This window comes from Streptomyces sp. NBC_00259 (assembly GCF_036181745.1).
Lineage (GTDB): Bacteria > Actinomycetota > Actinomycetes > Streptomycetales > Streptomycetaceae > Streptomyces > Streptomyces pratisoli.
In genome coordinates, this window is record NZ_CP108080.1 from 6,986,560 (window position 1) to 7,011,957 (window position 25,398).

Consider the following 25,398-nt stretch of genomic DNA (forward strand, 5'->3'; position numbering starts at 1 on the left):
CCGGCAAGACCCGGCAAGTCCGGGAAGTTCCGGGAAGATCCAGGGCCCACGGGACCGGCCCGCTCCGGCAGGCAGGCTCCGGCACACCTGATCGACGCGCTACGCGAAGTGATGGGCCAGTGCGGCATGCGGGTCCTGGCCCGTCGCGTGCCCGTGGTCGATGTGGACGGTCGCGCCCGCCAGCCGTGGCACCGCGTGCAGCAGCGCGTGTTCGGCGGCGACCGCCACCGAATGGGCCTGGACGACCGTCAGTTCGGGGTCCACCTCGACGGACGTCTCGGCGCGCAGGGCGTGCCCGAGCCAGCGCATGCGTACGGCGCCCACCGCCCGTACGCCGTCGACATGGGACAGCGCGTGCTCGGCCTCGTCGACCAGGTGCGGGTCCACGGCGTCCATCAGCCGGTGCCAGATCTCGCGCGCCGCACCGCGCAGTACGAGGAGGATCGCCCCGGTGATGACGAGACCGATCAGCGGGTCCGCGTAGCGCCAGCCGAGCGCAGAACCGGCAGCGCCGAGCAGCACGGCGAGTGAGGTGAATCCGTCGGTGCGGGCGTGCAGTCCGTCGGCGACGAGCGCGGCCGAGCCGATGCGACGGCCGGTACGGAGACGGGCCCTGGCCACCCACTCGTTGCCGGCGAAGCCGACGAGCCCGGCCGCGGCGACGGCCGGGAGGTGCGTGACGTCCTGCGGGTCCAGCAGCCGCCGGACCGCCTCGTACCCGGCGAAGGCGGCGGACGAGGCGATCACCAGCACCACGAAGACCCCGGCCAGGTCCTCGGCCCGGCCGAAGCCGTAGGTGTAGCGGCGGGTGGCGGCCCGCCTGCCCAGCACGAACGCGAGGGCGAGCGGCAGGGCGGTCAGCGCGTCGGTCGCGTTGTGGACGGTGTCGCCCAGCAGCGCGACCGACCCCGACAGCGCGGCGATGACCGCCTGCACCACGGTCGTCGCGGTCAGGATCCCGAACGAGAACCAGAGCGTACGCAGTCCCTCGGCCGAGCCTTCGAGAGCGGCGTCGATGCGCTCGCCGTGATGGTGATGGTGGTGTCCACGACCGTGCTCGTGCCCGTGCCCGTGTCCATGACCCGTCATGGACACCACCATGGCAGCCGGAGAGCATTGCAGCCACTGCCGAAAAGCGGCCCCCGACCAGCTGCGAAACGCTCGCGACTACGACCCGGCGGCTACTGCCCGGACGCGGCGACCGGGTAGTGGTCCGACAGGTTGGTGTACGTGTAGTCCGTGCCCCAGCTGCTCACGGTCCACGGCGCGCTCTGCTCCTTGATGACCTCGTTCTTCCAGCCCGCCGGCTTGGCGTGGCCCGACCGGTGGAGGACGTAGTCGAGGTCCTCGCGCGGGTCGCCCGGGTAGCGGTCGGCCGCGATCGAGTTGTCCTGGGTGTCGAAGGAGTACGGGTGGCCGGTGCGGGTGTCGGCTCCGGTCAGCCCGCCGTCGGCGAGCATCGTCGCGTACTCGGGCGTGTCCGAGTCCACGTTGAAGTCGCCCGCGACCAGGACCTGCTCGGACGCCGGGATGTTCTTGGCGTCCAGGAAGGCGTCGATCGCCTTGAACTGGCGGCTGCGCATCTGTGCCGCCTCACCCGCGGAACAGCCCGGGTCGGTCGACTGCGCGTGGGTGCCCACCACATGCACCCTGGCACCGTTGACGTCCAGCACGACGTACGCGAAGCCCTTGTTGGACCACCAGTCGGAGCCGCACGCGTCCTTGTAGACGTGCTGCTCCTTGCGCACGATCGGCCACTTGCTGAGGATCGTGACGCCGCCGTCCTCCGGGGTCGTCGCCGAGTAGGCCCCGCTGGTCGCGTCCCAGCCGCTCTTGCTGCGGCCCACCACCGGGGTCTGGTACGGGTACTGGGCCCGGGCGTTCTGCTGCAGCGCGTCGGAGGAGGAGTTGTCGAACGCCTCCTGGAGCACGACGACGTCATTGCCCTGGAAGAAGGACGTCCTGGGGATCTCGGTGGCGCGGTGGTCCTGGCCCCAGTTGGGGTACAGGGTCTTGCTGAAGAGGAAGACGTTGTACGTCAGCACCTTCAGCGACGGCGTCGCTGCGGCGGGCGCGGCGGTGGCCGACGGCGCGGCGGCCGCCAGGGTGGCGGCGGCGAGAGCCGTGGAGAGGGCTGCGCCGGAGAGACGGCGGAGCGCGGAGTGCGGCACTGGAACTCCCGTTTCTGATGGGGGGTGATGCCCGGCGCGCACATCAAAGCAGCGGGAGTTACCTTGGGGTAACCGCCAGGTGCCCAGTTTCTGTCCAGGGGTCCACCATCCCCGGAACTTGTACGGACAACTCGCCAACTCGCACGGACAACTCGCCAACGCGCCGACTCGCACGGACACCTCGCACGGGCACCTCGCACGGGCACCTCGCACGGACACCTCGCACGGACACCTCGCACGGACACCTCGCACGGACACCTCGCACGGACACCTCGCACGGACACCTCGCACGGACACCTCGCACGGACACGCGCACCCTCACACGGGCCCGCCCCGCCACACCGGCAACGGCCGCCTGCCGACCGCCGCCTCGAACGCCGCGTGCGCCAGCAGCCGCGTCGAGTCCAGCGTGGGCAGCGGCGAGTCGTCCGGCGCCACCAGCAGCGGGATCTCGGTGCAGACGAGCGCGACCGCGTCGCAGCCGCGCTCCGCCAGCCGCTCGATGACGCGGACGTACGCCGCACGCGAAGCCGTCGTGAACTCCCCGTTCACCAGCTCCTCGAAGATGATGCGGTCGACGACGGCACGCTCCGCCGGCTCCGGCACCTCGGCGCCGATCCCGCGGCTGCCGAAGGCCCGCCGGTAGACCGGACCGTCCATCAGAAAGCGGGTGCCGAGCACCCCGACGCGCTCCCGCCCCTCACACGCCGCACGGTCCGCGACCACCTCGGCGATGTGCAGCCCGGGCAGCGCGAACGGCTCACCGGGAACCTCGAGCGCCTCATGGGCGGTGTTGTCCGGGCAGACGAAGAAGTCCGCACCGGCCGCGGCGAGCCGCCGTACGCTCTCGGCGAGCGTGGCCCGGATCGCGGCGAGGTCCCCGGCGTCCCACGCGGGCATGCTGCGCGCCAGCGGAATGCAGTCCAGCGTCACCTCCGGATGATCGTGCGGCCCCAGCTCACGGAAGCCCTCCCGGCAGAACTCACGGAAGCAGAGCGCCGCGCCCTCCACGCTGTGGGCGAGCACGCCGAGGTGTGTCATGGGCCCTCCGGAGCAGGTCACGGGTACCGCCGCACGCCGGCCGCGGTCGTGATCGCATACTGGACCACATGGAGACCGGGCGCACCGTCCCGCGCCCGCCCGCCGCCGGGAGTGCACACATGAGCAGGCCGCAGGAAGCCGGATCCGCGCCGCAGGACCCCGTACCGCCTCCGCCGGGCGGTGTGCTGTGGAGCCTCGCGGGCGACATCCGGGGGCTGCTGATGCTGCCCGCCGCCCTCACGATGCAGGTCGCGCATCCCGCCGTCGGCGCCGGGGTCGACGAGCACTCCGTCTTCCGCACCGACCCCTGGGGCCGTGGCGAACGCTCCCTGCGCTCGCTGCAGCTGTGGGTGTACGGCGGGGAGGCCGCGGCCGAGGAGGGCCGCCGGCTGCGCAGGCTGCACCGAACGATCCAGGGCACCGACACCCGGGGCCGCCGCTACCACGCGCTCACCCCCGAGTACTACGCGTGGGTCCACGCCACCGGCTTTCCCGTCTACCGGCACGCCGCCCGCTATCTGTACCGCCCGTTCACCGAGGCGCAGGAGCGCAGGCTGTACGCGGAGTGGCTGCGGGTCGGCCGGGTCCTCGGCATCCACGACCGCGACATGCCAGGGACCGTCGAGGAGTTCTGGCCGTACTACCGCAAGGTCCTCGCCGACGAGCTGGAGCCCACGGCCGTCGTCCAGGACCTCACCGCGACCGACCGCGACGTCCCGCCGCCGGACCGAGGACCCCTGCCGCTCAGGCTGCTGCTCCGTGTCCTCTGGCCGGTGATCCTGCCGAGGTTCCTCCGCATCCGGCGCTTCCTCACCATCGGCCTGATGCCGCCCGAGGCGCGCGAGGCCATCGGGCTGCCCTGGACGGCCGGGCAGGAACGACGGCTCAGGCGCCTCGGCCGCGTCGTACGGGTCGTGGTCCCCGTCCTCCCCGAACGCCTGCGCTACCTGCCCCTGGCCCGTGCGGCCCGGCGGGCCCGCCGAGCCGCACCGGTCATGCCGAAGCCCGGCGCACCAGGGTCGTCGGAGTGATCACCGAGGCCGGCGTCCCGGCCTCCGGGTCGCTCCCGTTCAGCAGGCGCATCAACAGACGCACCATCAGCCGTCCGTTGCCCTCGATGTCCTGACGGACCGTCGTGAGCGGTGGGTCCGTGGCCTCGGCGATCGACGTCATGTCGTCGAAGCCGACCAGGGCGATGTCGTGCGGCACCCGCAGACCGCGCCCGTGCAGGACCCGCAGCGCCCCCGTGGCCATCAGATCGTTCGAGACGAACACCGCGTCGGGGGCGGCCGGGCCCCGGTCGAGCAGTTCGGCCATCGCCCGCGCCCCGCTCTCCACCGTGAAGTCGCCCTGGGCCGTCAACTCCGGCCCCGCCCCGGGCAGTACGTCCCGGTAGCCGTCGAGCCGGTCCAGCGCCGAGGTCTGGTCGCGCGGCCCCGCTATGTGGGCGATCCGGGTACGGCCGAGGCCGACGAGATGACGTACCGCCTCGCGGGCGCCGCCGCGGTTGTCGCAGTCGACGTACGGCACCGCGTACTCGGAGCCGGCACCCGGCCCGCCGGGCCTGCCTCCGAACACCACGGGCACCCCCGACTCCGTCACCACGGACGGCAGTTCGTCGCTGTCGTGGAGGGAGAAGGCGAGCGCGCCGTCGACATGGCCGCCGCCGAGGTAGCGGGCGATCCGGTCGTGGTCGTCGGGGCCCTCGACCCACAGCAGCACCAACTGGGAGTCGTGGACGACCAGCTCACGGCTGATGCCGCGCACCTGACGCTCGAAGAACGGGTCGGAGAAGACCCGGAACTCCGGCTCGGCGATGATCACGGCCACCGCGCCGCTGCGCCGGGTGACCAGGCTCCGCGCCGCCTGGTTGGGTACGTATCCCAGCTCCGCCACCGCCGCCCGCACCCGGTCCGCCAGCGGGGCGCGGACCCCGGCCCCGCCGTTGACGACCCGGGACACCGTGGCCCGGGAGACCCCGGCCCGTGCGGCGACGGCTTCCAGGGTCGGCCTGGGGGATGTCGCCCTGGGGGATGTGGCCCTGGCCCCACTGCTCCGATCGGGCACGGGATGCTCCTCACCGGCGGTGTCCGTACGGGGGACACGGGTCATGAGGGGCCAGGGTAACCGCAGGCGCCGCCGCCCAGGAGTGGCGCGGCGGCGCCGGGAGCCACAGGTCAGTGACCGTGCGAGCGGTGGTGGTCGTGACCGTGGTCGTGCACGGAGTTCGTCGCGGCGATCTTCCGGTACGACGTGGGCTGCGCGGGCCGGACACCGGTGCGCGCGGCCGCGGCCGCTCCGGCCGGTGCCGCTGCCGCCCCGGCCGGCTTCGAGGGCTCGTACAACCAGGTGTCGAAGAGCTCCGCGAGCGGCTTGCCGGAGACCTTCTCCGCGTACGTCACGAAGTCCCCGACGTTCGCGTTGCCGTGGGCGTGCACGGTCGGCCAGCCCTTGAGGATCGCGAAGAAGTCCTCGTCGCCGACCTCGTTGCGCAGCGCCTGGAGGGCGAGCGCACCACGGTCGTACACGGCGATGTCGAACTGCTTGTCCGGGCCCGGGTCGCCCGGCTTCACCGTCCAGAACGGATCGTCGGCCGGGTGCAGGGCGTAGATGTAGTCGGCCAGCTCCTGTGCCGTGCCCTCGCCCTCCTTCTCCGACCACAGCCACTGGCTGTAGCGGGCGAAGCCCTCGTTGACCCAGATGTCCTTCCAGCCCTTCACGGAGACGCTGTCCCCGTACCACTGGTGGGCCAGCTCATGGACGACCACCGAGACGTTCGCCCCGTTCGCGAACTGCCGCGGGCTGTAGAACGGGCGGGTCTGCGTCTCCAGGGCGTAGCCGCTGGTGACATTCGGGACGTAGCCGCCGAGCGCGTTGAACGGGTACGGGCCGAACACCTCCTCCAGCCACTCGGCGACCTCGGTCGTCCGCTCGACGCTCGCGCGCGCCGCGCCCGCGTGGTCGCCGAGATCCCTGCTGTACGCGTTGAGGACGGGCAGGCCCTTCGCGGTCTTGTCGGTCGTGATGTCGAACTTGCCGACCGCGAGCGTGGTGAGGTACGACGCCTGCGGCTTGTTCGACCGCCAGTTGAAGCGGGTCCAGCCGAGCCGTGACGACTGCGACTGCAGCACACCGTTGCTGATGGCCTGGGTGCCGTCCGGCACGGACACGGAGACGTCGTACGTCGCCTTGTCCAGCGGATGGTCGTTGGAGGGGAACCACCACACGGCCGAGTCCGGTTCCTGCGCGGCGACACCGCCGTCCGGGGTGCGGTGCCAGGCGGTCCAGCCGCCGATCTTCAGCTCGGAGGGCTTCCCGGCGTACCGGACGACCACCGAGACCGACCGGCCCTTCTCCAGCGGCGTCGCCGGGGTGATCTCCAGTTCCCGGTCGCCGCTCTTCGCGAACGCCGCCTTCCTGCCGTTGACCCGCACCTCACCGACCGCCAGGCCGAAATCGAGGTTGAAACGGGAGAGGTTCTGCTTGGTGGTGGCGACGATCGTCGCCGTGCCCTCCAGCAGATCGGTCGCCGGCTGGTATTTCAGTCTGAGGTCGTAATGCGCAACGTCATAGCCGCCGTTTCCGCTGGCCGGGTAGTAGGGGTCGCCAATTCCCGGGGCCCCGGCGGCGAAGTCCGCGGCCGATGCCGGGATCGCCAGCACGAGCGAAGCCGCAAGCGCACTCGGAACGAGGATTCTGCGGTGCACGAATGCTCCAAGAAGTCGGGGAGGATGATCTCTTCGGACCCTATTCACGCGTCCGGCGCTCCGTCATGTCCATGGCCCCTGCTGTCATGCGATCGCCATTCGGCCGACATGATGCACGCCGTCCCATCCGTCGCTCCTGTCCTCACGTGGCCCACTACTGCCCTCTGTTGCACCGGAGTTGACCGGAGTACCGTCCGCCCATGCCGATACGTGTGCAACGCATCCGACTTGCCGGCAGAACGATCGCCGTCGCGGCCACGACCGCCCTGATCACCCTTCTCGTCCCGCCGGGCAGCGCACAGAGCGCCGCGCCCCGGGAGAGCAGACCCGTCTACTCCTACGACGACGCGATCCGTGAATCCGTATGGGTCGACACCACGCTCGACGGTGACGGGGACGGCAGAACGGACCGTGTCGCCGTCGACATCGTCCGACCGCGAGAACCTGGGCAACATGGCCGGAAAATACCGGTCATCATGGATGCCAGCCCGTATTACTCCTGCTGCGGGCGCGGCAACGAAAGCCAGAAGAAGACGTACGACGCGAACGGGAACCCGGTGCAGTTCCCGCTCTACTACGACAACTACTTCGTTCCGCGCGGCTATGCCTTCGTCGCCGTCGACCTCGCCGGGACCAATCGCTCCGACGGCTGTGTCGACGTCGGCGGACGCTCCGACATCCATTCCGCCAAGGCCGTCGTCGACTGGCTGAACGGCCGTGCCCGCGCCTACACCACGCGCACCGGCACCGAGCGCGCCGCGGCCCGCTGGACCACCGGCGACGTCGGCATGATCGGCAAGAGCTGGGACGGCACCATCGCCAACGGTGTCGCCGCAACCGGGGTCGAGGGACTGAAGACCGTCGTCCCGATCGCGGCGATCTCCTCCTGGTACGACTACTACTTCGCCGAGGGGGCCCCGCTCTACGGCTCCGGTCCCGACTGGCTGTCCGACTACGTCAACAGCCCCGAGGCCCGCGCCCGCTGCCAGGCCGTGCAGCAGCGGCTCGTCGACGGGGCCCCGCGCACCGGGGACTGGACCCGGCTGTGGAGCGAACGCGACTACGTCCCCGACGCGTCCCGCGTTCGGGCCAGCGTCTTCGCCGTCCACGGCATGCAGGATCTCAACGTACGCACGAAGCACCTCGGCCAGTGGTGGGACGCCCTCGCCGCGAACGGTGTGGAACGCAAGGTCTGGCTGTCAGGGACCGGGCACGTCGACCCCTTCGACTTCCGCCGCGCGGACTGGGTCGCCACCCTGCACCGCTGGTTCGACCACTACCTCCTCGGCTACGACAACGGCGTCGACCGCGAACCCATGGCCGACATCGAACGCGCCCCGGGACGGTGGTCCACCGACCGGGTCTGGCCGCCCCGCTCCACCGCCACCACCACCGTCCGCCCCGCGGGCGGCGCCGTCCCCGGCGTCGGCACGCTCGGCCTGAAGCCGGCCAGGCCCGGCGCCACGGAGACCTTCACCGACGACCCGTCACTCGGCGAGAGCGACTGGGCCGCCGACATCGACCGCGCCACGCCGGCCAAGGCCGGGTTCTCCACCCGGCCGCTCAGCCGCGCGCTGCGGCTGTCGGGCTCCTCCACGGTCACCGTCACCGCCACCCCGACGACCACGAGCGCGCACTTGACGGCGGTCCTCGTCGACCTCGGACCCGACACCATCCGCGACTACGCCGCCGCCGGCGAAGGCATCACCACCCTCCCCGAACGCACCTGCTGGGGCGCGAGCACCAGCGGTGACAGCTCCTGCTTCAAGGAGACCGCGGCACGCACCACCGCCGTCGAGTACACCGTGGTCAGCCGCGGCTGGGCCGATCTCGGCAACCACGCATCGGCGGGCAGCGGCCGCCCGCTCACGCCCGGCAGGCCGTACACCATCACCCTCGATCTGCACGCCACCGACCACGTCGTCCCGGCCGGGCATCGCCTCGCCCTCGTCATCGGCGGCACCGACAAGGACCTCATCGACCCGCCGGCCACCAGGCCGGGACTGAACCTCGATCTGTCCCGCACCGCCGCGCGGCTGCCCCTCGACGGCGGCGCCGGGGCGTTCCTGCGGGCCACCACGGGCACCGCCCCGTCGGTCGCGGCCCCGCGAGGTGCCCGGCTCGACGGCGTCGACGGACCACGTACCCTCCGACCCCTCCCGGGAGGCGGCAACTGATGCAACGCCGTATCCGCACCATCGTCGTGGCGGCCTGCGCGCTCGCGGCCGCCGCCGTGACCGCACCCGCCGGTCCGGCCGCCGCCGACGCCGGTCCTCCACGCACCGGATTCGAGACGTCCGGCGGGGCACGCTGGACCAGTCAGCCCGAGGAACAGTCGTTCCTCGCCGCCGTCGACCGGGCGAGCGACCGGACGTCGCTGCGCACCATCGGCACGACCGGGCAGGGCCGCCCGCTCCAGCTCGTCCGCATCGGCGGCGACCGGCCCACCGCGAACACCATGCTGCTGATCTGCAGTCAGCACGGCGACGAGCCGTCCGGCCGCGAGGCCTGCCTCACCACGGTCCGCGACCTCGCCCACGCCAGGGACGCCGCGACCCGCCGCTTCCTGGACCGTACGACCGTCCTGGTCATCCCGACCGCCAACCCCGACGGCCGCGCGGCCGACACCCGGGGCAACGCCGACGGCATCGACATCAACCGGGACCACATCGCCCTCAAGACCGCCGAGGGCCGCGCGACGGCCGCCGTCATCCGTGATCAACGCCCCGACGTGATCTACGACTTGCACGAGTACGGCGCCACGCCCGGCTACTACGACAAGGAACTGCTCTCCCTCTGGCCGCGCAACCTCAACACCGACCCGAAGGTCCACGAGGAGGCGCACACCCTCTCCGAGACCTATGTGCGTCCTGCCGCCCACGAGGCCGGGTTCAGCAGCGGCATCTACGGCATCTGGACCGACCCCGTCACCGGTGAACCCGTCAAGCAGGTCGCGGGCGACGGCCAGGAGCGCATCCTGCGCAACACCGCGGGCCTCAAGCACTCCGTAGGCCTGCTGGTCGAGACCCGCGTCGATCCCCTCACGGACGAGGAGAAGGCCGACCCGGCTCTCAACAACCGTCGCAGGGTCGCCACCCAACTCGCCTCTCTCGACGGCGCTTTCGACTTCGTCGACGAACGCAGGAGCAGGATCGAGGCCGCGACCACGCTCGCCCGTCTCAAGGGGTTCGCCGACCGCGGCCCGGTCTGGACCGGCGGCGCCGACAACGACCCGGCCACCCCCGAGGACACCCTCCAGGACCCGCCGTGCGGCTACCGCCTCACGGCCGCCCAGTACGCCGACGTGAAGGACGAACTCACCCTGCACGGCATCGTCTCGAAGCCACTGGGCGGCGGGGCGTACGTACCGCTGCGACAGTCCGGGCGGGCGCTCGTACCCCTGCTGCTCGACGAGCGTGCCGATTACCACCTCACATCGGGACGGCCCGTGACCGCTTGTTGATACGAGTGGACCTGCGGCACCTGTGGTAGGAGGGCTTACGGAGAGCGAATCCGGGCTCCGCAAGCCTGCGAAAGGTGGCTTCCGTGCCGCACGACGAGTCGCGTGACGAGTCGCATGACGAACAGCGAGAGGGCGACCGGGGAGGTCCGCCGGCGACGGCGGACCTCCCCGGCCCGTCCCGTGACACCCGGCACCGCGCCACCGACCGCGTGGTCTTCGGGGTCACCGCCGGCCTCACGGTCGCCTTCGTGGTCTGGGGCTCCCTCGCCACGGACTCCCTGGAGCGCATCTCCGGCAGCATGCTGTCCGGCCTCATCCACAACGGCGGCTGGGCGTTCGTCCTGGCCGCCTCCGGCTTCGTGATCTTCGCGCTGTGGCTCGCCATCAGCCGCTACGGCAGGATCCCGCTGGGCGGCGAGGACGAGGAACCCGAGTTCCGCACCGTCTCCTGGGTCGCGATGATGTTCAGCGCGGGCATGGGCATCGGCCTGATGTTCTACGGCGTCAGCGAACCCCTCGCGCACTTCACCAAGCCGCCGCCCGGCACCGACCCGGCCGACGCCGCGCAGGCCATGGAGACCGCCATGGCCACGACCCTCTTCCACTGGACCCTGCACCCGTGGGCGATCTACGCCGTGGTCGGACTGGCCATCGCGTACAGCACCTTCCGGCGGCGACGCCGCCAGACCATCAGCGCCGTCTTCGAACCCCTCATCGGCAAGAAGCACGCGTACGGCACCGGCGGCCGGATCATCGACATCCTCGCCATCTTCGCCACCCTGTTCGGGTCGGCCGCCTCCCTCGGACTCGGCGCCCTCCAGATCGGCAGCGGCGTCCGGGAACTGGGCTGGATGACCGGTGTCAGCACGGGACTCCTGGTCGCCATCATCGCCGTGCTGACGCTCGCGTTCGTCCTCTCGGCCGTCTCCGGCATCGAGAAGGGCATCCAGTGGCTGTCCAACACCAACATGGTGCTGGCGCTGATCCTCGTCCTGTTCGTCTTCATCGCCGGACCGACCATCATCGTGCTCGACCTGCTGCCGACCTCGATCGCGGGCTACTTCGGCGATCTGCCGCAGCTCGCCGGGCGCACCGAGGCCTCGAGCGGCGCGGGGGTCGCCGACTGGCTGGGCACCTGGACGGTCTTCTACTGGGCCTGGTGGATCTCCTGGACGCCGTTCGTCGGCATGTTCATCGCCCGGATCAGCCGGGGACGGACGATCCGTCAGTTCGTCGGCGGAGTGATCCTCGTGCCGAGCACGGTCAGCCTCTGCTGGTTCGCCGTCTTCGGCGGTACGGCGATGACCCTGCAGGACCGCGGCCGGCTCGGCGAGGAAGCGACGCCGGAGGGCCAGCTCTTCGCCGTGCTCCAGCAGTTCCCCCTCGCCACGGTGATGAGCCTCCTCGTCATGATCCTCGTCGGGATCTTCTTCGTCTCGGGCGCGGACGCCGCGTCCCTCGTCATGGGAACGCTCTCCCAGAAGGGCGCCCTGGAGCCCGGCCGGTTCGTCGTCGTCTTCTGGGGCGCCGTCACCGGCGCCGTCGCGGCGGTGATGCTCCTCATCGGCGGCGGCCAGGGCGACGCCCTCGCCGGCCTCCAGAACCTGACGATCCTGGTCGCCGCGCCGTTCGTCGTCGTGATGATCGGCATGTGCTTCGCCCTCATGCGCGACCTCCGCCACGACCCGATCATCGTCCGCGGCGAACGCGGCGAGGAGGCCGTCGAATCCGCCGTCATCGCCGGCCACGAGAAGTACGACGGCGAGTTCGAACTCCGCATCGGGCCGACACCACCGGAGAAGTGAGGCAGGGGGTTCCGGCCCGGACGGGCCTCAGCGGGCGAGGGCCGCGGCGGGCGACGGCTTCAGCGGGTGAGGGCTTCAGCGGGCGAGGGCCGCGGCGGCGTGGGCGCAGCCCCAGGCCACCGTGACCCCGGCGCCGCCGTGGCCGTAGTTGTGGATGAGGCGGGAGGCGTGCGGGCCGGGGGCGGCGGAGAGACGGACGCCGCCCGGCCGGGAGGGGCGCAGGCCGACCCGGTGGCCGAGGACCCTGGCGCCGGCGATCTCCGGGCGGATGCGGGCGCAGCGCTCCACGATGGCCGTGGCGGTCGCCGGATCCGGTTCCAGGGACCAGGAATGCTCACCCGCCGTGCCGCCGAGGACCAGCCGTCCCGGCTGCGGGAAGAAGTACGTCAGCTCGCTCGACGCCTCGTCCGCGGCCGTGAACCAGGTGTCGATCCCGGGGTTCTCCACCAGCACCAACTGCCCCCGGACCGGAGTCATCCCCGGGTCGGGCACGAGGTCGCGCGCCCCGAGCCCCGTGCAGTTGACGACGGCCTTCGCCTCGGCGGCCGCTTCGTCGAGCGAGCCGACTCCTCTGGTCTCCACCGTCCCGCCCGCCGTCTCGAACCGGGTCCGGAGCCAGTCCAGATGGACGGGCATGTCGATCAGCGGCAACCGGGCCCACAGCCCGGACGTCACACCGTCCGGCAGCTCGTCCGCCGGGAGTTCCCGCACCGAACCCGCCAACTGCCGCGCCCACGGGCCCAGAGCGGCCTGCCGCACACCGGAGTGCACCCCGGCCACGAGCCGCACCCCGGTCTCCTGCGGACGCTTCGCCAGCTCCTCGTACACCCGCAGCGAGGCCAGTGACCACTCGCCCGCCAGCGCCGCAGGCTCGATCCGGTACGGCCACCACAGCGCCCCCGCGACCGCGGACGTGGACGCCTGCGCCGGCTCACGGGTCCACACCCGCACCCGGCGGCCCTCCTCCGCGAGCACGACAGCCGTCGTCAGCCCGATGACCCCGCTCCCCACCACGATCACGTCGCCGCTCATGGCGGGACCGTAGCCGAATCCGTGATGACGTGCTCACATCGCGTGGCGGCTGGGGATACTCCAGACATGTCTGCCGAGTACGCGACCTTCGCACTGGCGCCGGCGATACGGGCCGGGGGAGTCCTCGCCGATGGCGGGTACAGCGTCCACCGGGACTTCATGGACTTCATCGTCGACGGCCGCCCGCTGCTGTTCCAGCTCTCCGACCTCGACGCGGTCTCCCCGCTCGCCTCCGACATCCCGCCCGCGATCTTCACCCGCCAGGTGCGCGCCCTGCTCCTGGACGCCGAGGCCCCGCTGCCCGGCGGACGCTACGTCATCTACGGCTGCCCCGAGTGCGAGGGCCTCGGCTGCGGTGCCGTCACCGCCGTCATCGAGCGGGACGGCGACGACATCGTCTGGCGGGACTTCGCCTGGCAGACGGACGAGACCGCCGATCTCGAGCTCAACGGCTACCACGGGACAGGCCCGTTCCGTTTCCGCGCCGACGAGTACCGCACGGAGCTGGAACGGCTCCTCGACGGCGAGGACGGCCGGCCGCGCCGCCGCGTCCTGCTCATCGGCGCCCGTGTCGCCGTCCTCGCCAGACTCGCCGCCGCGCTGCGCACCATCGGCATCGGCGCCGACATCACCCACGACGCCTCCACGGTCCCGGCCGAGGAGCTCCGTGCGTACGGGGCCGTCGCCTTCGGCCCCGCGATCGGCGCGCCCGAACGCGCCGCGGTCCGGGCGGCCTTCGCCTCGGCCGGAGTGGACGTCGCGTACGTCGACGGCCTCGCCCCGGTCATCCCGCTCCTGGTCGCCCAGGTCGAGCACGCCCTCGACCGCGGCCCCCTGGAACGCCGCCGCCTGACCGGACTGACGGCGACGGGGGACGAGGCGTCGGTCACCGTCACCTCCGCATGCCGCGTCCAGCTCCTCGCGTACCGCCTGGACAGACTCCACCGCACCCACACCCAGCATCTGTTCGACGGGATGCTGGAGCCCGGCACGCACCGAATTCCGCTGGACGGGCGGGCGGTGAAGGGGCAATCCTTCGTGGTGGCACGCGCCACCGGGGGCGTGCTGGTCGCACCCGTGGTGCGATGACCGGCAGAGAGGCCCGGGCGAGCCGTCGAATCGCCGAGACGCCATGCAGCGCCAAGACCAGATGCAGCGCCGACACCGCACGCAGCGCCGACACCACAAGCAGAGCCACGTCGCCCCGCACCGCCGAGACGCCGTGCGGCGACCGAGCCGGAGGTCCGCCTCCCCGCGCCGATGAGCGCCCGGAGGAACGGACCCGCGATCCGTACCCGCACCCCCGCCGAACTCCGCCGCACACGAAGACCACGGGCCCACTCCTGCTGGGACCACCTCTACGCCGCGCCGCTGTGGCCACTCCACGGCGCCAACCTCGGGACCCTCGCCCGCACCTGTGACGCGGTCGGTGCGTGTCTGACCGTGCCCCGCTTCCCCTGGGTCCCCGAGGCCCTCGCCCGCGGCAACACCCTGCGTCAACCGCTCTGCACGCACTGGACGGGTGATCCCCTCGGCTGGCTGGCGAAGCAGCGCGGACGCGGTGCCCGGATCGTGGGCGTGGAGCTCGCCGACGAGGCGGTGCGTCTCGCCGATCTCCCGCCCGCGCGGGAGCCCACGGTCATGGTCCTCGGCCACGAGCAGACGGGCATCCCGCCCGAGGCCCTCGACCTCCTCGACGCGTGCGTGGAGATCCCGATGATCGGCACGGGCGCCAGTCTGAACGTGGCCGTCGCCGGATCGCTCGCCCTGTACAAACTCGCCGGCCTGCTCTGACCTAGGATCGTCCCCCTGATGACTGCAACCCTCGTCGCCAAGGACCTCGCCGCCGGACACGGCGACCGCTCGCTCTTCTCCGGGCTCGACCTCGTCGTCGCGCCCGGCGACGTCATCGGCCTCGTGGGCGTGAACGGAGCCGGGAAGTCCACCCTGCTCCGGCTGCTCGCGGGGCTGGACACCCCGGAACACGGTGAGCTGCGGATCTCGCCGCCCAGCGCCGCCGTGGGCCACCTCCCGCAGGAGCCGGAGCGGCGCGAGGGCGAGACCGTACGACAGTTCCTCGCCCGCCGTACCGGGGTCGCCGCCGCGCAGGCCGCGATGGACGAGGCCACCCAGGGGCTCGTCGACGGGACGCCCGGGGCCGACGACGCGTACGCGGTGAGCCTGGAGCGCTGGCTGGCCCTCGGCGGCGCCGACCTGGACGAGCGTGCCGAGGAGGTCGCCGGCACGCTCGGCCTGACCATCGGCCTCGACCAGCCCATGACCTCGCTGTCCGGCGGCCAGGCCGCCCGCGCCGGGCTCGCGTCCCTGCTGCTGTCCCGCTACGACGTCTTCCTCCTCGACGAGCCCACCAACGACCTCGACCTGGACGGGCTGGAGCGGCTGGAGACCTTCGTCCAGGGCCTGCGCGCCGGCACGCTCGTCGTCAGCCACGACCGCGAGTTCCTGGCCCGTACGGTCACCAAGGTGCTCGAACTCGATCTCGCCCAGCAGCAGATCACCCTGTACGGCGGCGGCTACGAGGCCTACCTGGAGGAGCGGGCGACCGCCCGGCGGCACGCGCGCGAGGAGTACGAGGAGTACGCCGACAAGAAGGCGGCACTGGAGGGCCGCGCCCAGATGCAGCGCTCCTGGATGGACAAGGGCGTCAAGAACGCCCGGCGCAAGGCCACCGACAGCGACAAGATCGGCCGCAAGTTCCGCAGCGAGGCGAGCGAGAAGCAGGCGGCGAAGGCCCGCCAGACCCAGCGGATGATCGAACGGCTGGACACCGTCGACGAGCCCCGCAAGGAGTGGGAGCTGCACATGGAGATCGCCTCCGCGCCGCGCTCCGGCTCGGTGGTGGCGACCCTGCGCGACGCGGAGGTGCGGCGGGGCGACTTCCGCTTCGGGCCGGTGTCGCTGCAGATCGACTGGGCCGACCGCGTCGCGATCACCGGCGCCAACGGCGCCGGAAAGTCGACGCTCCTCGCCGCTCTCCTCGGCCGCCTGCCGCTGGACGGGGGCCACGCCGCGCTCGGCTCCGGTGTCGTCGTCGGCGAGGTCGACCAGGCCCGCAAGCTCTTCCACGGCACCGACTCGCTGCTGGACGCCTTCTGTGCGGCCGTCCCCGACACCGAGCCCGCCGAGGTCCGCACCCTCCTCGCCAAGTTCGGCCTCAAGGCCGGCCATGTGCTGCGCCCCGCCGTCACCCTCTCCCCGGGCGAACGGACCCGCGCCGCACTCGCACTGCTGCAGGGCCGGGGCGTCAACCTGCTCGTCCTCGACGAGCCGACGAACCATCTCGACCTGCCGGCCATCGAACAGCTGGAGTCCGCGCTCGGCTCGTACGACGGCACGCTGCTCCTCGTCACGCACGACCGGCGGATGCTGGAGGCGGTCCGTACGACCCGGCGCATCGAGGTCGCGGACGGCAAGGTGACCGAGCTGTGACGGCCGACGACCCCACGACCCGGCTGTTCGCCCTCCTCGACGACCTGGACGCCGACGTCGACGAGACGATCGACCTGGCCGACGAGATCGCGGCATCCGGTGACCGCGCTCTGCTGCCGCGCCTGGAGGCCGGGCTGGAGCGCTCCATCGCCGAACGGAACTTCTACGCCCGCGAACTGCTCGGCGGAGTGATCGCGGCGATCGGCGGCACCGGCGCACTGCCGGTGCTGCTGCGCGCCTCGGCCGTCGACCTCGGCGACGACCAGGACGCCCTCGCGACGGAGATCGTCGACCTCGTCCACACCGACCCGCCGACCGCCCGCGCCCTTCTGACGCCCCTGGCCCACTCCGAAGACCCGGCGGTCCGGGCCCGCGCCGAGTGGGCGCTCCACTTCCTCCCGGACTGAGCGGCCCCCTCCGCCCGCAGGGCCCGGCCACCCGGCCCGGAGCGCGTGGCCGGCTCTCGGGCCCGTCCGGCGTTCGAGGACCGGTACACCGCTTCCCACCCGGAGCCGGGGAGCCCCGGCCCGCACGGCGGGACGGGGCTCCAGGGGCGAACAGGGGCCGTGAGCCCCGGGTGGGTCAGCCGCGGGTGGGTCAGCCGCGGCGGCCGCCCTGCTTCGGGTCCAGCAGGCCCGCCTTGCGCAGGGCGTCCGCCATCGCGCTGTTCGCCGGGGGCGGGGCCTGGCGGCCCGTGCCCGCGCCGCCGCTGCCGCCGCGAGGGGCACCGCCGCGTCGCTGCTGGGGCGGGCGCCCGCCCTGCTCGCGTTCGCGGCGACCGCCCTGAGCGCCGCCGCCGGACGCCTGCGGCGCCGCCTCGTCGTCAAGCCGCAGCGTCAGCGAGATCCGCTTGCGCGGGATGTCGATGTCGAGGACCTTCACCTTGACCACGTCGCCCGGCTTCACCACGTCCCGCGGGTCCTTGACGAACGTCCGGGACATCGCGGAGACGTGGACGAGCCCGTCCTGGTGGACGCCGACGTCGACGAACGCGCCGAACGCCGCCACGTTCGTGACGACACCCTCGAGCACCATGCCCGACACCAGGTCGGAGAGCTTCTCGACGCCGTCCTTGAAGGTCGCCGTCTTGAACGCGGGCCGCGGGTCGCGCCCGGGCTTCTCCAGCTCCCGCAGGATGTCCGTGACCGTCGGCAGACCGAAGGTCTCGTCGACGAAGTCGTCCGCACGCAGCGACCGCAGCACCCCGGTGTTGCCGATGAGCGACGCCACCTCGCTGCCGCTGGTCTTCACCATCCGCCGCACCACCGGATACGCCTCGGGGTGCACGCTGGACGAGTCGAGGGGGTCGTCGCCGCCGCGGATGCGCAGGAAGCCCGCGCACTGCTCGTACGCCTTCGGCCCGAGCCGCGCCACGCCCTTGAGTTCCTTCCGGGACCGGAACGGACCGTTCGCGTCGCGGTGCGCCACGATGTTCTCGGCGAGCCCCGAGCCGATGCCCGACACCCGCGACAGCAGCGGCGCGGACGCCGTGTTGACGTCGACGCCGACACCGTTCACACAGTCCTCGACGACCGCGTCCAGCGAGCGCGACAGCTTCACCTCGGACAGGTCGTGCTGGTACTGGCCGACGCCGATCGACTTCGGATCGATCTTGACCAGCTCGGCGAGCGGGTCCTGGAGCCGGCGCGCGATCGACACCGCACCGCGCAGCGACACGTCGAGACCCGGCAGCTCCTGCGAGGCGAACGCGGAGGCCGAATACACCGACGCCCCCGCCTCCGACACCATCACCTTGGTGAGCTTCAGCTCCGGGTGCCTGGTGATGAGATCGCCGGCCAGCTTGTCCGTCTCGCGCGACGCCGTGCCGTTGCCGATGGCGACGAGCTCGACCGCGTGCTCCTTCGCGATGCGCGCGAGCTTCGCCAGCGACTCGTCCCACTTGTTCGCCGGTACGTGCGGATAGATCGTGTCGGTGGCGACGACCTTGCCGGTCGCGTCGACGACGGCCACCTTCACGCCCGTACGGAAGCCGGGGTCGAGGCCCAGCGTCGCCCGGGTACCGGCCGGCGCGGCGAGCAGCAGATCGCGCAGGTTGGCCGCGAAGACGCGTACCGCCTCGTCCTCCGCCGCCGTCCGCAGCCGCAGCCGCAGATCGATCCCGAGGTGGACGAGGATCCGGGTCCGCCAGGCCCAGCGCACCGTGTCCGCCAGCCACTTGTCGCCCGGGCGGCCCCGGTCGGCGATGTCGAAGCGGCGGGCGACGAGGCCCTCGTACGTGGACGGGCCGTCCGTGGCCTCCTCGGGCTCCAGGTCCAGCGCGAGGACGTCCTCCTTCTCGCCGCGCAGCATCGCGAGGACGCGGTGCGAGGGCAGCTCGGTGAACGGCTCGGCGAAGTCGAAGTAGTCGGCGAACTTCGCGCCGGCCTCCTCCTTGCCCTCCCGCACCTTCGCGGCGAGCCGGCCGCGCGTCCACATCCGCTCGCGCAGCTCGCCGATGAGGTCGGCGTCCTCCGAGAACTGCTCGGTCAGGATCGCCCGCGCGCCCTCCAGCGCGGCCGTCGGGTCCGCGACGCCCTTGTCGGCGTCGACGAACGCCGCCGCCGCCGCGAGCGGTTCGACGGACGGGTCGCCGAGCAGGCCCTGGGCGAGCGGTTCCAGCCCGGCCTCGCGCGCGATCTGCGCCTTGGTGCGCCGCTTGGGCTTGAAGGGCAGATAGATGTCCTCCAGGCGGGCCTTGGTGTCGGCCGCCCGGATCTGCGCCTCGAGCTCGTCGGAAAGCTTGCCCTGCTCCCGGACGGATTCCAGGATCGCGGTCCGCCGCTCCTCCAGCTCCCGCAGATACCGCAGCCGCTCCTCGAGCGTGCGCAGCTGCGCGTCGTCGAGCATCTCGGTCGCTTCCTTGCGGTAGCGAGCGATGAACGGCACGGTCGACCCGCCGTCGAGCAGCTCGACGGCCGCCTTCACCTGCCGCTCGCGTACGCCGAGCTCCTCGGCGATCCTGCCTTCGATGGACGTCGTCACGGTTCCCCGACTCGCCTTCTGATGCTGGCTGTGCTGTGGAGGCCGCGCGGACGGGTGCCCGCGAGGTCCCTTCGCCTGCATTCTGCCGGGTGGCCGGGGGCCGTGTCGCGCGTCCCCCCTGTGCGCGGCGCGTACGTCGTCCGCCGCCGGGGGAAGCCGGGGGGCCTCCTGACCGGCTACGTCGCCGGCTGTGTCACCGGATATGCCGTACGCCCACCGCCGGTCGCCGCGCGGCGGGTCGCCGGACGTCAGCCCTTGCCGGTCAGGTCCGCGGGGAACGCCCCGGCCGCGGCGGCCGTCATGAGGAAACCACGGGCCAGTTCGGTGAGGCGTTCGACGGCCGCCGCGCCGAGGTGCTCGTACGGCGCGAGGTCGAGCCGGTCGGTGTGCTCCTCCAGCTCCGCGCGCAGGGCCGTGCCCGCCTCCGTCAACTCGCCGTCCGCGGTCAGCAGCCCGCGCTCGCGCAGCCGGCCGGAGGCGGCCTCCCAGTCGGTGCGCCGCCAGCCGCGGCTGGCGAGGATCCAGCGCGGCGACATGCCCTTGCCGGTCGCGGTGTGGCTGACCAGGGCCTCCAGCGGGTCGAGCCCGGCGGACAGCAGCGCGGCGAGATGGCCGTCGCCGCGGTGCTCCCGCAGCAGCGTGGCGGCGTGCCAGTAGGCGAGGTGCGGCTCCTCGGGGACGGGCAGGTCCGCATGGGCCGCGTACAGCGGACGGGCGTGCCGGGTGCAGGCCTCCGTGGCGCGCAGCGCCAGCCGGGCCGCCTCCGCCATCTCGTCCGAGGCGACGGCGTCGTCACCGAGCAGCCGTCGCAGTGTCGCGTCCACGCCCCGCAGCCGGGCCGCCAGCACCGTGGTGGGCGGCGCGGTCTCCCACACCGCGGGGAGATGACGGGCGATCAGCTCGTGGTTGAAGTTGTAGAAGGTCGCCGCGACCGTGCCGGGACCGACGGCGCCCATCGCGGCGGCCCGCCCGGCGAAGTAGGCGGCGCTCGCGTCCTCGACGCCGATCCCGGCGAGCTCCTTCGCGTAGTCGGGCGAGAAGTACACGGTGGAGTGGAGCGGGTTGACGGCGTTGTGGCAGCGGCGTCCCGCGCGCGGGGGCAGAGAGGTCATGCCAGCAGGTTACCGACTGGTCGGTACGACCGTAAGGGGAGGGGCGGGACACCGGGGGGAGCCCATGGCAGGAAAGGTGGGGATCTCGTCATTGCGGTCGTACGGCCGTGGCGCCGACCATGGAGGCATGCCAGAGCGAACCGTGCTTGTCGTGCTCTTCGACGGGGTGCAGAGCCTTGATGTGACCGGCCCGCTCGAGGTCTTCTCGGGCGCCGGCGAGGTCCCGTCCGCGGCGTTCGGGTACCGCATCCGCACCGCCTCGCTCGACGGCGGGCCGGTCCGCACCTCCAGCGGGCTGACCCTCGTCCCGGACGGCCGACTGGGTGACGGCGCCCCGCCGCACACGCTGATCGTCCCGGGCGGCGAGGGCACCCGACGCCCCGATCCCGCGCTGATCGACTGGCTGCGCGCGCACGCCACCGGGGCCGAGCGCCTCGTCTCCGTGTGCACCGGCGCGCTGCTGCTGGCGGAGGCAGGGCTGCTCGACGGCCACCGCGCGACCACACACTGGTCCGTCTGCGACCATCTCGCACGCACCTACCCGGGGGTCGACGTCGACCCCGAGCCGATCTTCGTCAGGGACGGGCGGCTCTCCACCTCGGCCGGGGTCACCGCGGGCATCGACCTGGCCCTCGCGCTGGTCGAGGAGGACCTGGGGCGTACGACGGCGCTGACCATCGCCCGCCATCTGGTGGTCTTCCTGCGCCGTCCCGGCAACCAGGCACAGTTCAGCGTCCAGCTCGCCGCCCAGACCGCCCGGCGCGAACCGCTGCGGGAGGTCCAGCAGTACATCACCGACCACCCCGACGGCGATCTCGGCGTCGAGGCCCTGGCCGGCCGGGCCCGGCTGTCGCCCCGTCAGTTCGCCCGTGCCTTCCTCGCCGAGACGGGGACCACTCCGGGCAAGTACGTCGACCGGGTCCGTCTGGAGCACGCCCGGCGGCTCCTGGAGGACACCGGCGACGGCATCGAGGAGATATCCCGGGCCTGCGGATACGGCACGCCCGAGGCGATGCGCCGCGCCTTCGTGAAGGCCCTCGGCGCGGCCCCGGCCGAGTACCGCCGCCGCTTCCACGCACCCGTCCGCTGACACCCGCGTACAGGAGGACCCTCAACAAGGCCGAGGTCAACCCGCCCCCTCCCGAACCCGCCTCCACCGGAACCCGCGTACACCGCAACCGAAAGGGACCGCCATGCAGATCGCCATCCTGCTCTACGACCGCTTCACCAGCCTGGACGCCGTCGGCCCGTTCGAACTGCTCAGCCGGCTGCCGGGCGCCGAGACCGTGTTCGTCTCGAAGCAGCCGGGTCCGGTGCGCAACGACCAGGGCAACCTCGCGCTGGTCGCCGACCGCGCCATCACCGAGGTGACGGCTCCCGACATCGTCCTCGTGCCCGGCGGCCCCGGCTCACGCCAGGCCATGCACGACGAGACGCTCCTCGACTGGCTCCGCGCGGCCGACGCCACCAGCACCTGGACCACCTCCGTGTGCACCGGCTCGCTGGTGCTGGCCGGCGCGGGTCTGCTCGACGGCCGGCGTGCCACCTCCCACTGGCTCGCCCTGGACGACCTGGTGCCGTACGGCGCCGAACCGACGGGGGAGCGCGTGGTCTTCGACGGCAAGTACGTCACGGCCGCCGGGGTCTCGTCCGGGATCGACATGGCCCTGCATCTGCTCGGCCGGATCGCGGGCGACGACGTCGCCCGCACGGTTCAGCTGATGACCGAGTACGACCCGCAGCCGCCGTACGACGCGGGCTCGCCGGAGAAGGCGCCGGAGCCGGTCGTCGCGTTCTCGCGCACGCTCGCGGACGAGGTCTCCACGGCGAAGGGCTGACCCTCACACGGTCCAGGTGAAGCGCGGCTGCCTCCGCTCCAGGAACGCGGCGACGCCCTCCGCGGTGTCGCCGCTGCCGCGCGCCTGCTCGGCCCAGTGCTCGTCCCGGTCGGTACGGCCCGAGGCGAACTCCTTCGCCGCGGCCTGGGTCAGCTGCGAGCGGGAGGTCAGCACCCGGGCGAACTCGGCGACGCGCTTGCCCAGTTCGCCCTCGGGCAGCACCTCGTCGACCAGACCGGTGCGCAGCGCTCGTTGCGTATCGATCAACTCGCCGGAGAACAGCAGGTACTTCGCGGCCGCGGGCCCCACCAGCGACACCAGCCGCCGGGTCGAGGACGACGGATACACGATGCCCAGCTTGGCCGGGGTGATCCCGAAGGAGGCGCCGTCCTCGGCGAACCGCAGATCGCAGGCCGTCGCGAGCTGGCAGCCACCGCCCACGCAGTAGCCGCGGACCGCGGCCAGGGTCGGCTTGGGGAAGGCCGCGAGAGCCTCCTCGGCCCGTACGGCCAGGTCCTGGGGCGTCTCGCCGGGTACGGGCGGCTCGCTCAGCGAGGAGATGTCGGCGCCCGCGCAGAAGGTGCCGCCCTCGCCGGTCAGCACCAGCACCCGCACCCCGGGGTCGTGCGCGAGGCCGTCCAGCAGGCCGGGCAGCGCGCGCCACATCGCGGCCGTCATCGCGTTGCGCTTGGCGGCGTGGCTGATGACGACGGTCGCGACCCCGTCCGAGACGGAGTGCCGCAGCTCCGGCTCCGTGCGGTTCATCCGGTCCATGCGCCGGATGCTATCCGCCGGGCTCGTACCTATGATCAAGAAGGGGGCGCGACGAGGAGGCACCGATGGCCGGTCCCGCCCACGAGGGCAGAAGGCTCCGCCGCAGCTTCGGCTGGCTCGCGGCGCTCGGGGTGCTTCTCGTCATCGCAGGTCTCGTCGGGCTCGTCTACGTCGGCGTCGCCACGCTGACCTCGATGCTGCTCTTCGGCTGGCTGCTGCTGATCGGCGGCCTCGTCGGACTGCTCCAGGCGATCGAGTCGCGCGGCAGCAACCACTTCTGGCTCGGGGTGGTCGTCGCCGCGCTCAACATCGCGGCCGGTGTGGTCGTCATCCGCCACCCGGAGGGCAGCGCGGAGGCGCTGACCATGTTCGCCGCGTTGCTGTTCCTGACCGGTGGGCTGTTCCGTCTGCTGGGGAGCCTCGTCGTGCGCGGGCCGCAGTTCGGCTGGACGCTGCTCCAGGGCGCGTTCGGGCTGCTGCTGGGCATCCTGGTGCTCGTGAACTGGCCCGAGAGCAGCCGCTACGTGATTGGGACGTTCTTCTCGCTGGCACTGCTCTTCGACGGGCTGGGACTGATCGCGATCGGGTTCGGCGGCCGCCGGATCGTGGACATGGTCGCGGACACCGACGACACCGCCGGTATCACCGCGTCCGAGAAGCCGACAGAAGAAGATCAGGATCGATCGAAAAGCTGACCCTGGCGTACTTACCTGGTCAGATGCCGTCGATAGCAGCTGATTTCTGTTCAGCGGCCCGGTATGGACCAGTGCATTCCCAACACTCGGTACTCAACAGTTCCCAGCAACGTTTCACGAGGGTGGGTGCGGGAGTATGGAGAGCCCGGGGAGCGTCCCGGCCCGGCCGCTGTCGTACGAAGGTGTCTGGCGGTTCACCGCCCCCGCGCTCGACGTGTCCGTACCGCAGGCGCGGCACGCCGTCCGCGATCTGATCCACCGCCAGGGCGTCCCGGTCCACGACGACGTGCTCCAGGGACTGCTGCTGATCGTGTCCGAACTGGTCACCAACGCCGTACGGCATGCGGCCCTGCTCTCGCCCCAGGTCGCCGTCGAGGTCGCGGTCGGCCCGGAGTGGATCCGGGTGGCCGTCGAGGACAATCACCCCTACCGGCCCAAGGCCCTGGAGACCGACTCCGCGAAGACCGGCGGGCGCGGCCTGCTCCTGGTCAAGGAGATCACCAGGGAGGCGGGCGGTGAATGCGACGTGGAGCACACGGCGAGCGGCGGGAAGATCGTCTGGGCCGCACTGCCGCTCGTTCCGCTGAGCGGCGCGGCGCCCCTGTAGGGCGCCTCACCACAGCGCGGCCGGAGCCGTCACCAGCCGCCGGCCGGACCCGTCAGTTCCTTGATCGCCGGGCGCGCCGTGTCCAGGACCGTCATGAACCATGCGGAGAACGTGTCCCGTGCGTGGCGCTCCGCCAGCTCCGCGGCCGTCACGAACGCCGTCTCGCCGACCTCCTCCGGGTCCGGGCGCAGCGAGGACTGCACCATGCCCACGAAGAGGTGGTTGAACTCCTGCTCGACCAGGCCCGAGGCCGGGTCCGGATGGTTGTAGCGCACGGTGCCCGCCTCCGCCATCAGCGACGGCGAGACCCCCAGCTCCTCGTGCGTACGACGGGCCGCCGCCGTGAAGGGGGCCTCACCCGGATACGGGTGGCCGCAGCAGGTGTTCGACCAGACACCGGGGGAGTGGTACTTCCCGAGCGCCCGGCGCTGCAGCAGCAGCCGCCCCTGCTCGTCGAAGAGGAATACGGAGAACGCCCGGTGCAACTGCCCGGGTGCCTGATGGGCGGAGAGCTTCTCCGCGGTGCCGATGGTATGGCCGCTCTCGTCGACAAGTTCGAGCAAGATCGGCTGCATGGTGCCGTTCGGCGAGCTGTTCGCCGCGGTGGCGGGTGTGGTCGGCATGGCCATCCTTCGCATCGGTCCTCGGCCCAGCGGGGCTCCCTCAGTCTGCCGTACAAAAGCGGCTTGTCCGCACTTCGTCACCCTGGGCATGTCCGTGC

The 25,398-nt window shown here is 72.2% G+C and carries 22 protein-coding genes; 12 read left to right on the top strand and 10 right to left on the bottom strand.

What is annotated here, in order from left to right:
- Nucleotides 1–99 precede the first annotated feature (99 nt).
- From OG766_RS31350 to OG766_RS31360, 3 genes are all read right to left on the bottom strand, one after another.
- Nucleotides 100–1,089, bottom strand: a complete 990-nt coding sequence (locus OG766_RS31350) for a cation diffusion facilitator family transporter (RefSeq protein ID WP_266386007.1) — start codon at nucleotides 1,087–1,089, stop codon at nucleotides 100–102.
- Nucleotides 1,090–1,181: 92 nt separating this feature from the next.
- Nucleotides 1,182–2,171, bottom strand: coding sequence for a sphingomyelin phosphodiesterase (sph, locus tag OG766_RS31355; RefSeq protein ID WP_266386004.1), 990 nt, complete (start codon nucleotides 2,169–2,171; stop codon nucleotides 1,182–1,184).
- Between the two features lie 318 nt (nucleotides 2,172–2,489).
- A complete protein-coding gene (locus OG766_RS31360; RefSeq protein ID WP_266386001.1) occupies nucleotides 2,490–3,212 on the bottom strand; it encodes an aspartate/glutamate racemase family protein in 723 nt (240 codons plus the stop codon).
- 119 nt (nucleotides 3,213–3,331) lie between these two features.
- Between OG766_RS31360 and OG766_RS31365 the strand changes: the two genes are divergently transcribed.
- On the top strand, nucleotides 3,332–4,243 hold the full coding sequence (locus OG766_RS31365) for an oxygenase MpaB family protein (protein WP_328726838.1): 912 nt from the start codon (nucleotides 3,332–3,334) through the stop codon (nucleotides 4,241–4,243).
- On the opposite strand, the gene OG766_RS31370 is transcribed toward OG766_RS31365, so the two are convergent.
- Both OG766_RS31370 and OG766_RS31375 read right to left on the bottom strand, forming a co-directional pair.
- The gene (locus tag OG766_RS31370) at nucleotides 4,206–5,279 is read right to left on the bottom strand and encodes a LacI family DNA-binding transcriptional regulator (protein WP_443045627.1); all 1,074 of its coding nucleotides are present in this window, start codon (nucleotides 5,277–5,279) and stop codon (nucleotides 4,206–4,208) included. The genes OG766_RS31365 and OG766_RS31370 overlap by 38 nt on opposite strands.
- A 110-nt stretch (nucleotides 5,280–5,389) precedes the next feature.
- Nucleotides 5,390–6,919 (bottom strand): M1 family metallopeptidase, encoded by a 1,530-nt coding sequence (locus OG766_RS31375; protein ID WP_328726842.1) that lies wholly within the window; start codon nucleotides 6,917–6,919, stop codon nucleotides 5,390–5,392.
- A gap of 200 nt (nucleotides 6,920–7,119) precedes the next feature.
- On the opposite strand from OG766_RS31375, the gene OG766_RS31380 reads away from it, so the two are divergent.
- The 3 genes from OG766_RS31380 (at nucleotide 7,120) to OG766_RS31390 (ending at nucleotide 12,187) form a co-directional block, all read left to right on the top strand.
- Nucleotides 7,120–9,096 carry a Xaa-Pro dipeptidyl-peptidase gene (locus tag OG766_RS31380; RefSeq protein ID WP_328726844.1) on the top strand — a complete coding sequence of 659 codons (1,977 nt, stop codon included), beginning with the start codon at nucleotides 7,120–7,122 and terminating at the stop codon, nucleotides 9,094–9,096.
- On the top strand, nucleotides 9,096–10,382 hold the full coding sequence (locus OG766_RS31385; RefSeq protein WP_328726846.1) for a M14 family metallopeptidase: 1,287 nt from the start codon (nucleotides 9,096–9,098) through the stop codon (nucleotides 10,380–10,382). Before OG766_RS31380 ends, OG766_RS31385 begins: the two co-directional genes overlap by 1 nt.
- Before the next feature lie 83 nt (nucleotides 10,383–10,465).
- Entirely contained in the window at nucleotides 10,466–12,187 is a 1,722-nt protein-coding gene (locus tag OG766_RS31390) for a BCCT family transporter (RefSeq protein ID WP_423247125.1), read from the top strand.
- A 75-nt stretch (nucleotides 12,188–12,262) separates the two neighbouring features.
- Here OG766_RS31390 and OG766_RS31395 read toward each other — a convergent pair whose 3' ends face one another.
- Nucleotides 12,263–13,219: an FAD-dependent oxidoreductase gene (locus tag OG766_RS31395; protein ID WP_328726848.1), complete on the bottom strand. Its 957-nt coding sequence runs from the start codon at nucleotides 13,217–13,219 to the stop codon at nucleotides 12,263–12,265.
- Between the two features lie 66 nt (nucleotides 13,220–13,285).
- On the opposite strand from OG766_RS31395, the gene OG766_RS31400 reads away from it, so the two are divergent.
- From OG766_RS31400 to OG766_RS31415, 4 genes are all read left to right on the top strand, one after another.
- Nucleotides 13,286–14,308, top strand: coding sequence for an oxidoreductase (locus OG766_RS31400; RefSeq protein ID WP_266385986.1), 1,023 nt, complete (start codon nucleotides 13,286–13,288; stop codon nucleotides 14,306–14,308).
- Between the two features lie 171 nt (nucleotides 14,309–14,479).
- Nucleotides 14,480–15,013 carry a TrmH family RNA methyltransferase gene (locus tag OG766_RS31405; protein WP_328726851.1) on the top strand — a complete coding sequence of 178 codons (534 nt, stop codon included), beginning with the start codon at nucleotides 14,480–14,482 and terminating at the stop codon, nucleotides 15,011–15,013.
- A gap of 18 nt (nucleotides 15,014–15,031) precedes the next feature.
- A complete protein-coding gene (locus tag OG766_RS31410) occupies nucleotides 15,032–16,669 on the top strand; it encodes an ABC-F family ATP-binding cassette domain-containing protein (protein WP_266385980.1) in 1,638 nt (545 codons plus the stop codon).
- Complete coding sequence (locus tag OG766_RS31415) at nucleotides 16,666–17,076, top strand: hypothetical protein (RefSeq protein ID WP_328726854.1); 411 nt, start codon at nucleotides 16,666–16,668, stop codon at nucleotides 17,074–17,076. The genes OG766_RS31410 and OG766_RS31415 overlap by 4 nt, the downstream gene beginning before the upstream one ends.
- 190 nt (nucleotides 17,077–17,266) lie before the next feature.
- On the opposite strand, the gene OG766_RS31420 is transcribed toward OG766_RS31415, so the two are convergent.
- Both OG766_RS31420 and OG766_RS31425 read right to left on the bottom strand, forming a co-directional pair.
- The gene (locus tag OG766_RS31420; protein WP_266385974.1) at nucleotides 17,267–19,651 is read right to left on the bottom strand and encodes a Tex family protein; all 2,385 of its coding nucleotides are present in this window, start codon (nucleotides 19,649–19,651) and stop codon (nucleotides 17,267–17,269) included.
- A gap of 248 nt (nucleotides 19,652–19,899) precedes the next feature.
- Entirely contained in the window at nucleotides 19,900–20,763 is an 864-nt protein-coding gene (locus OG766_RS31425) for an SCO6745 family protein (RefSeq protein ID WP_266385971.1), read from the bottom strand.
- Between the two features lie 127 nt (nucleotides 20,764–20,890).
- Between OG766_RS31425 and OG766_RS31430 the strand changes: the two genes are divergently transcribed.
- Together OG766_RS31430 and OG766_RS31435 are read left to right on the top strand one after the other, a co-directional pair.
- Nucleotides 20,891–21,853 (top strand): GlxA family transcriptional regulator, encoded by a 963-nt coding sequence (locus OG766_RS31430; RefSeq protein WP_328726857.1) that lies wholly within the window; start codon nucleotides 20,891–20,893, stop codon nucleotides 21,851–21,853.
- Between the two features lie 103 nt (nucleotides 21,854–21,956).
- Nucleotides 21,957–22,601 carry a DJ-1/PfpI family protein gene (locus OG766_RS31435; RefSeq protein ID WP_266385965.1) on the top strand — a complete coding sequence of 215 codons (645 nt, stop codon included), beginning with the start codon at nucleotides 21,957–21,959 and terminating at the stop codon, nucleotides 22,599–22,601.
- 3 nt (nucleotides 22,602–22,604) lie between these two features.
- Here the strand turns inward: OG766_RS31435 and OG766_RS31440 are convergent, their stop codons facing one another.
- Nucleotides 22,605–23,366 carry an enoyl-CoA hydratase/isomerase family protein gene (locus OG766_RS31440; protein WP_266388679.1) on the bottom strand — a complete coding sequence of 254 codons (762 nt, stop codon included), beginning with the start codon at nucleotides 23,364–23,366 and terminating at the stop codon, nucleotides 22,605–22,607.
- Between the two features lie 74 nt (nucleotides 23,367–23,440).
- Between OG766_RS31440 and OG766_RS31445 the strand changes: the two genes are divergently transcribed.
- On the top strand, nucleotides 23,441–24,070 hold the full coding sequence (locus tag OG766_RS31445) for an HdeD family acid-resistance protein (protein ID WP_328726860.1): 630 nt from the start codon (nucleotides 23,441–23,443) through the stop codon (nucleotides 24,068–24,070).
- A 136-nt stretch (nucleotides 24,071–24,206) separates the two neighbouring features.
- Complete coding sequence (locus OG766_RS31450; protein WP_328726862.1) at nucleotides 24,207–24,677, top strand: ATP-binding protein; 471 nt, start codon at nucleotides 24,207–24,209, stop codon at nucleotides 24,675–24,677.
- A 29-nt stretch (nucleotides 24,678–24,706) separates the two neighbouring features.
- Here OG766_RS31450 and idi read toward each other — a convergent pair whose 3' ends face one another.
- Nucleotides 24,707–25,300 carry an isopentenyl-diphosphate Delta-isomerase gene (gene idi / locus OG766_RS31455; protein WP_328726864.1) on the bottom strand — a complete coding sequence of 198 codons (594 nt, stop codon included), beginning with the start codon at nucleotides 25,298–25,300 and terminating at the stop codon, nucleotides 24,707–24,709.
- Nucleotides 25,301–25,398 lie beyond the last annotated feature (98 nt).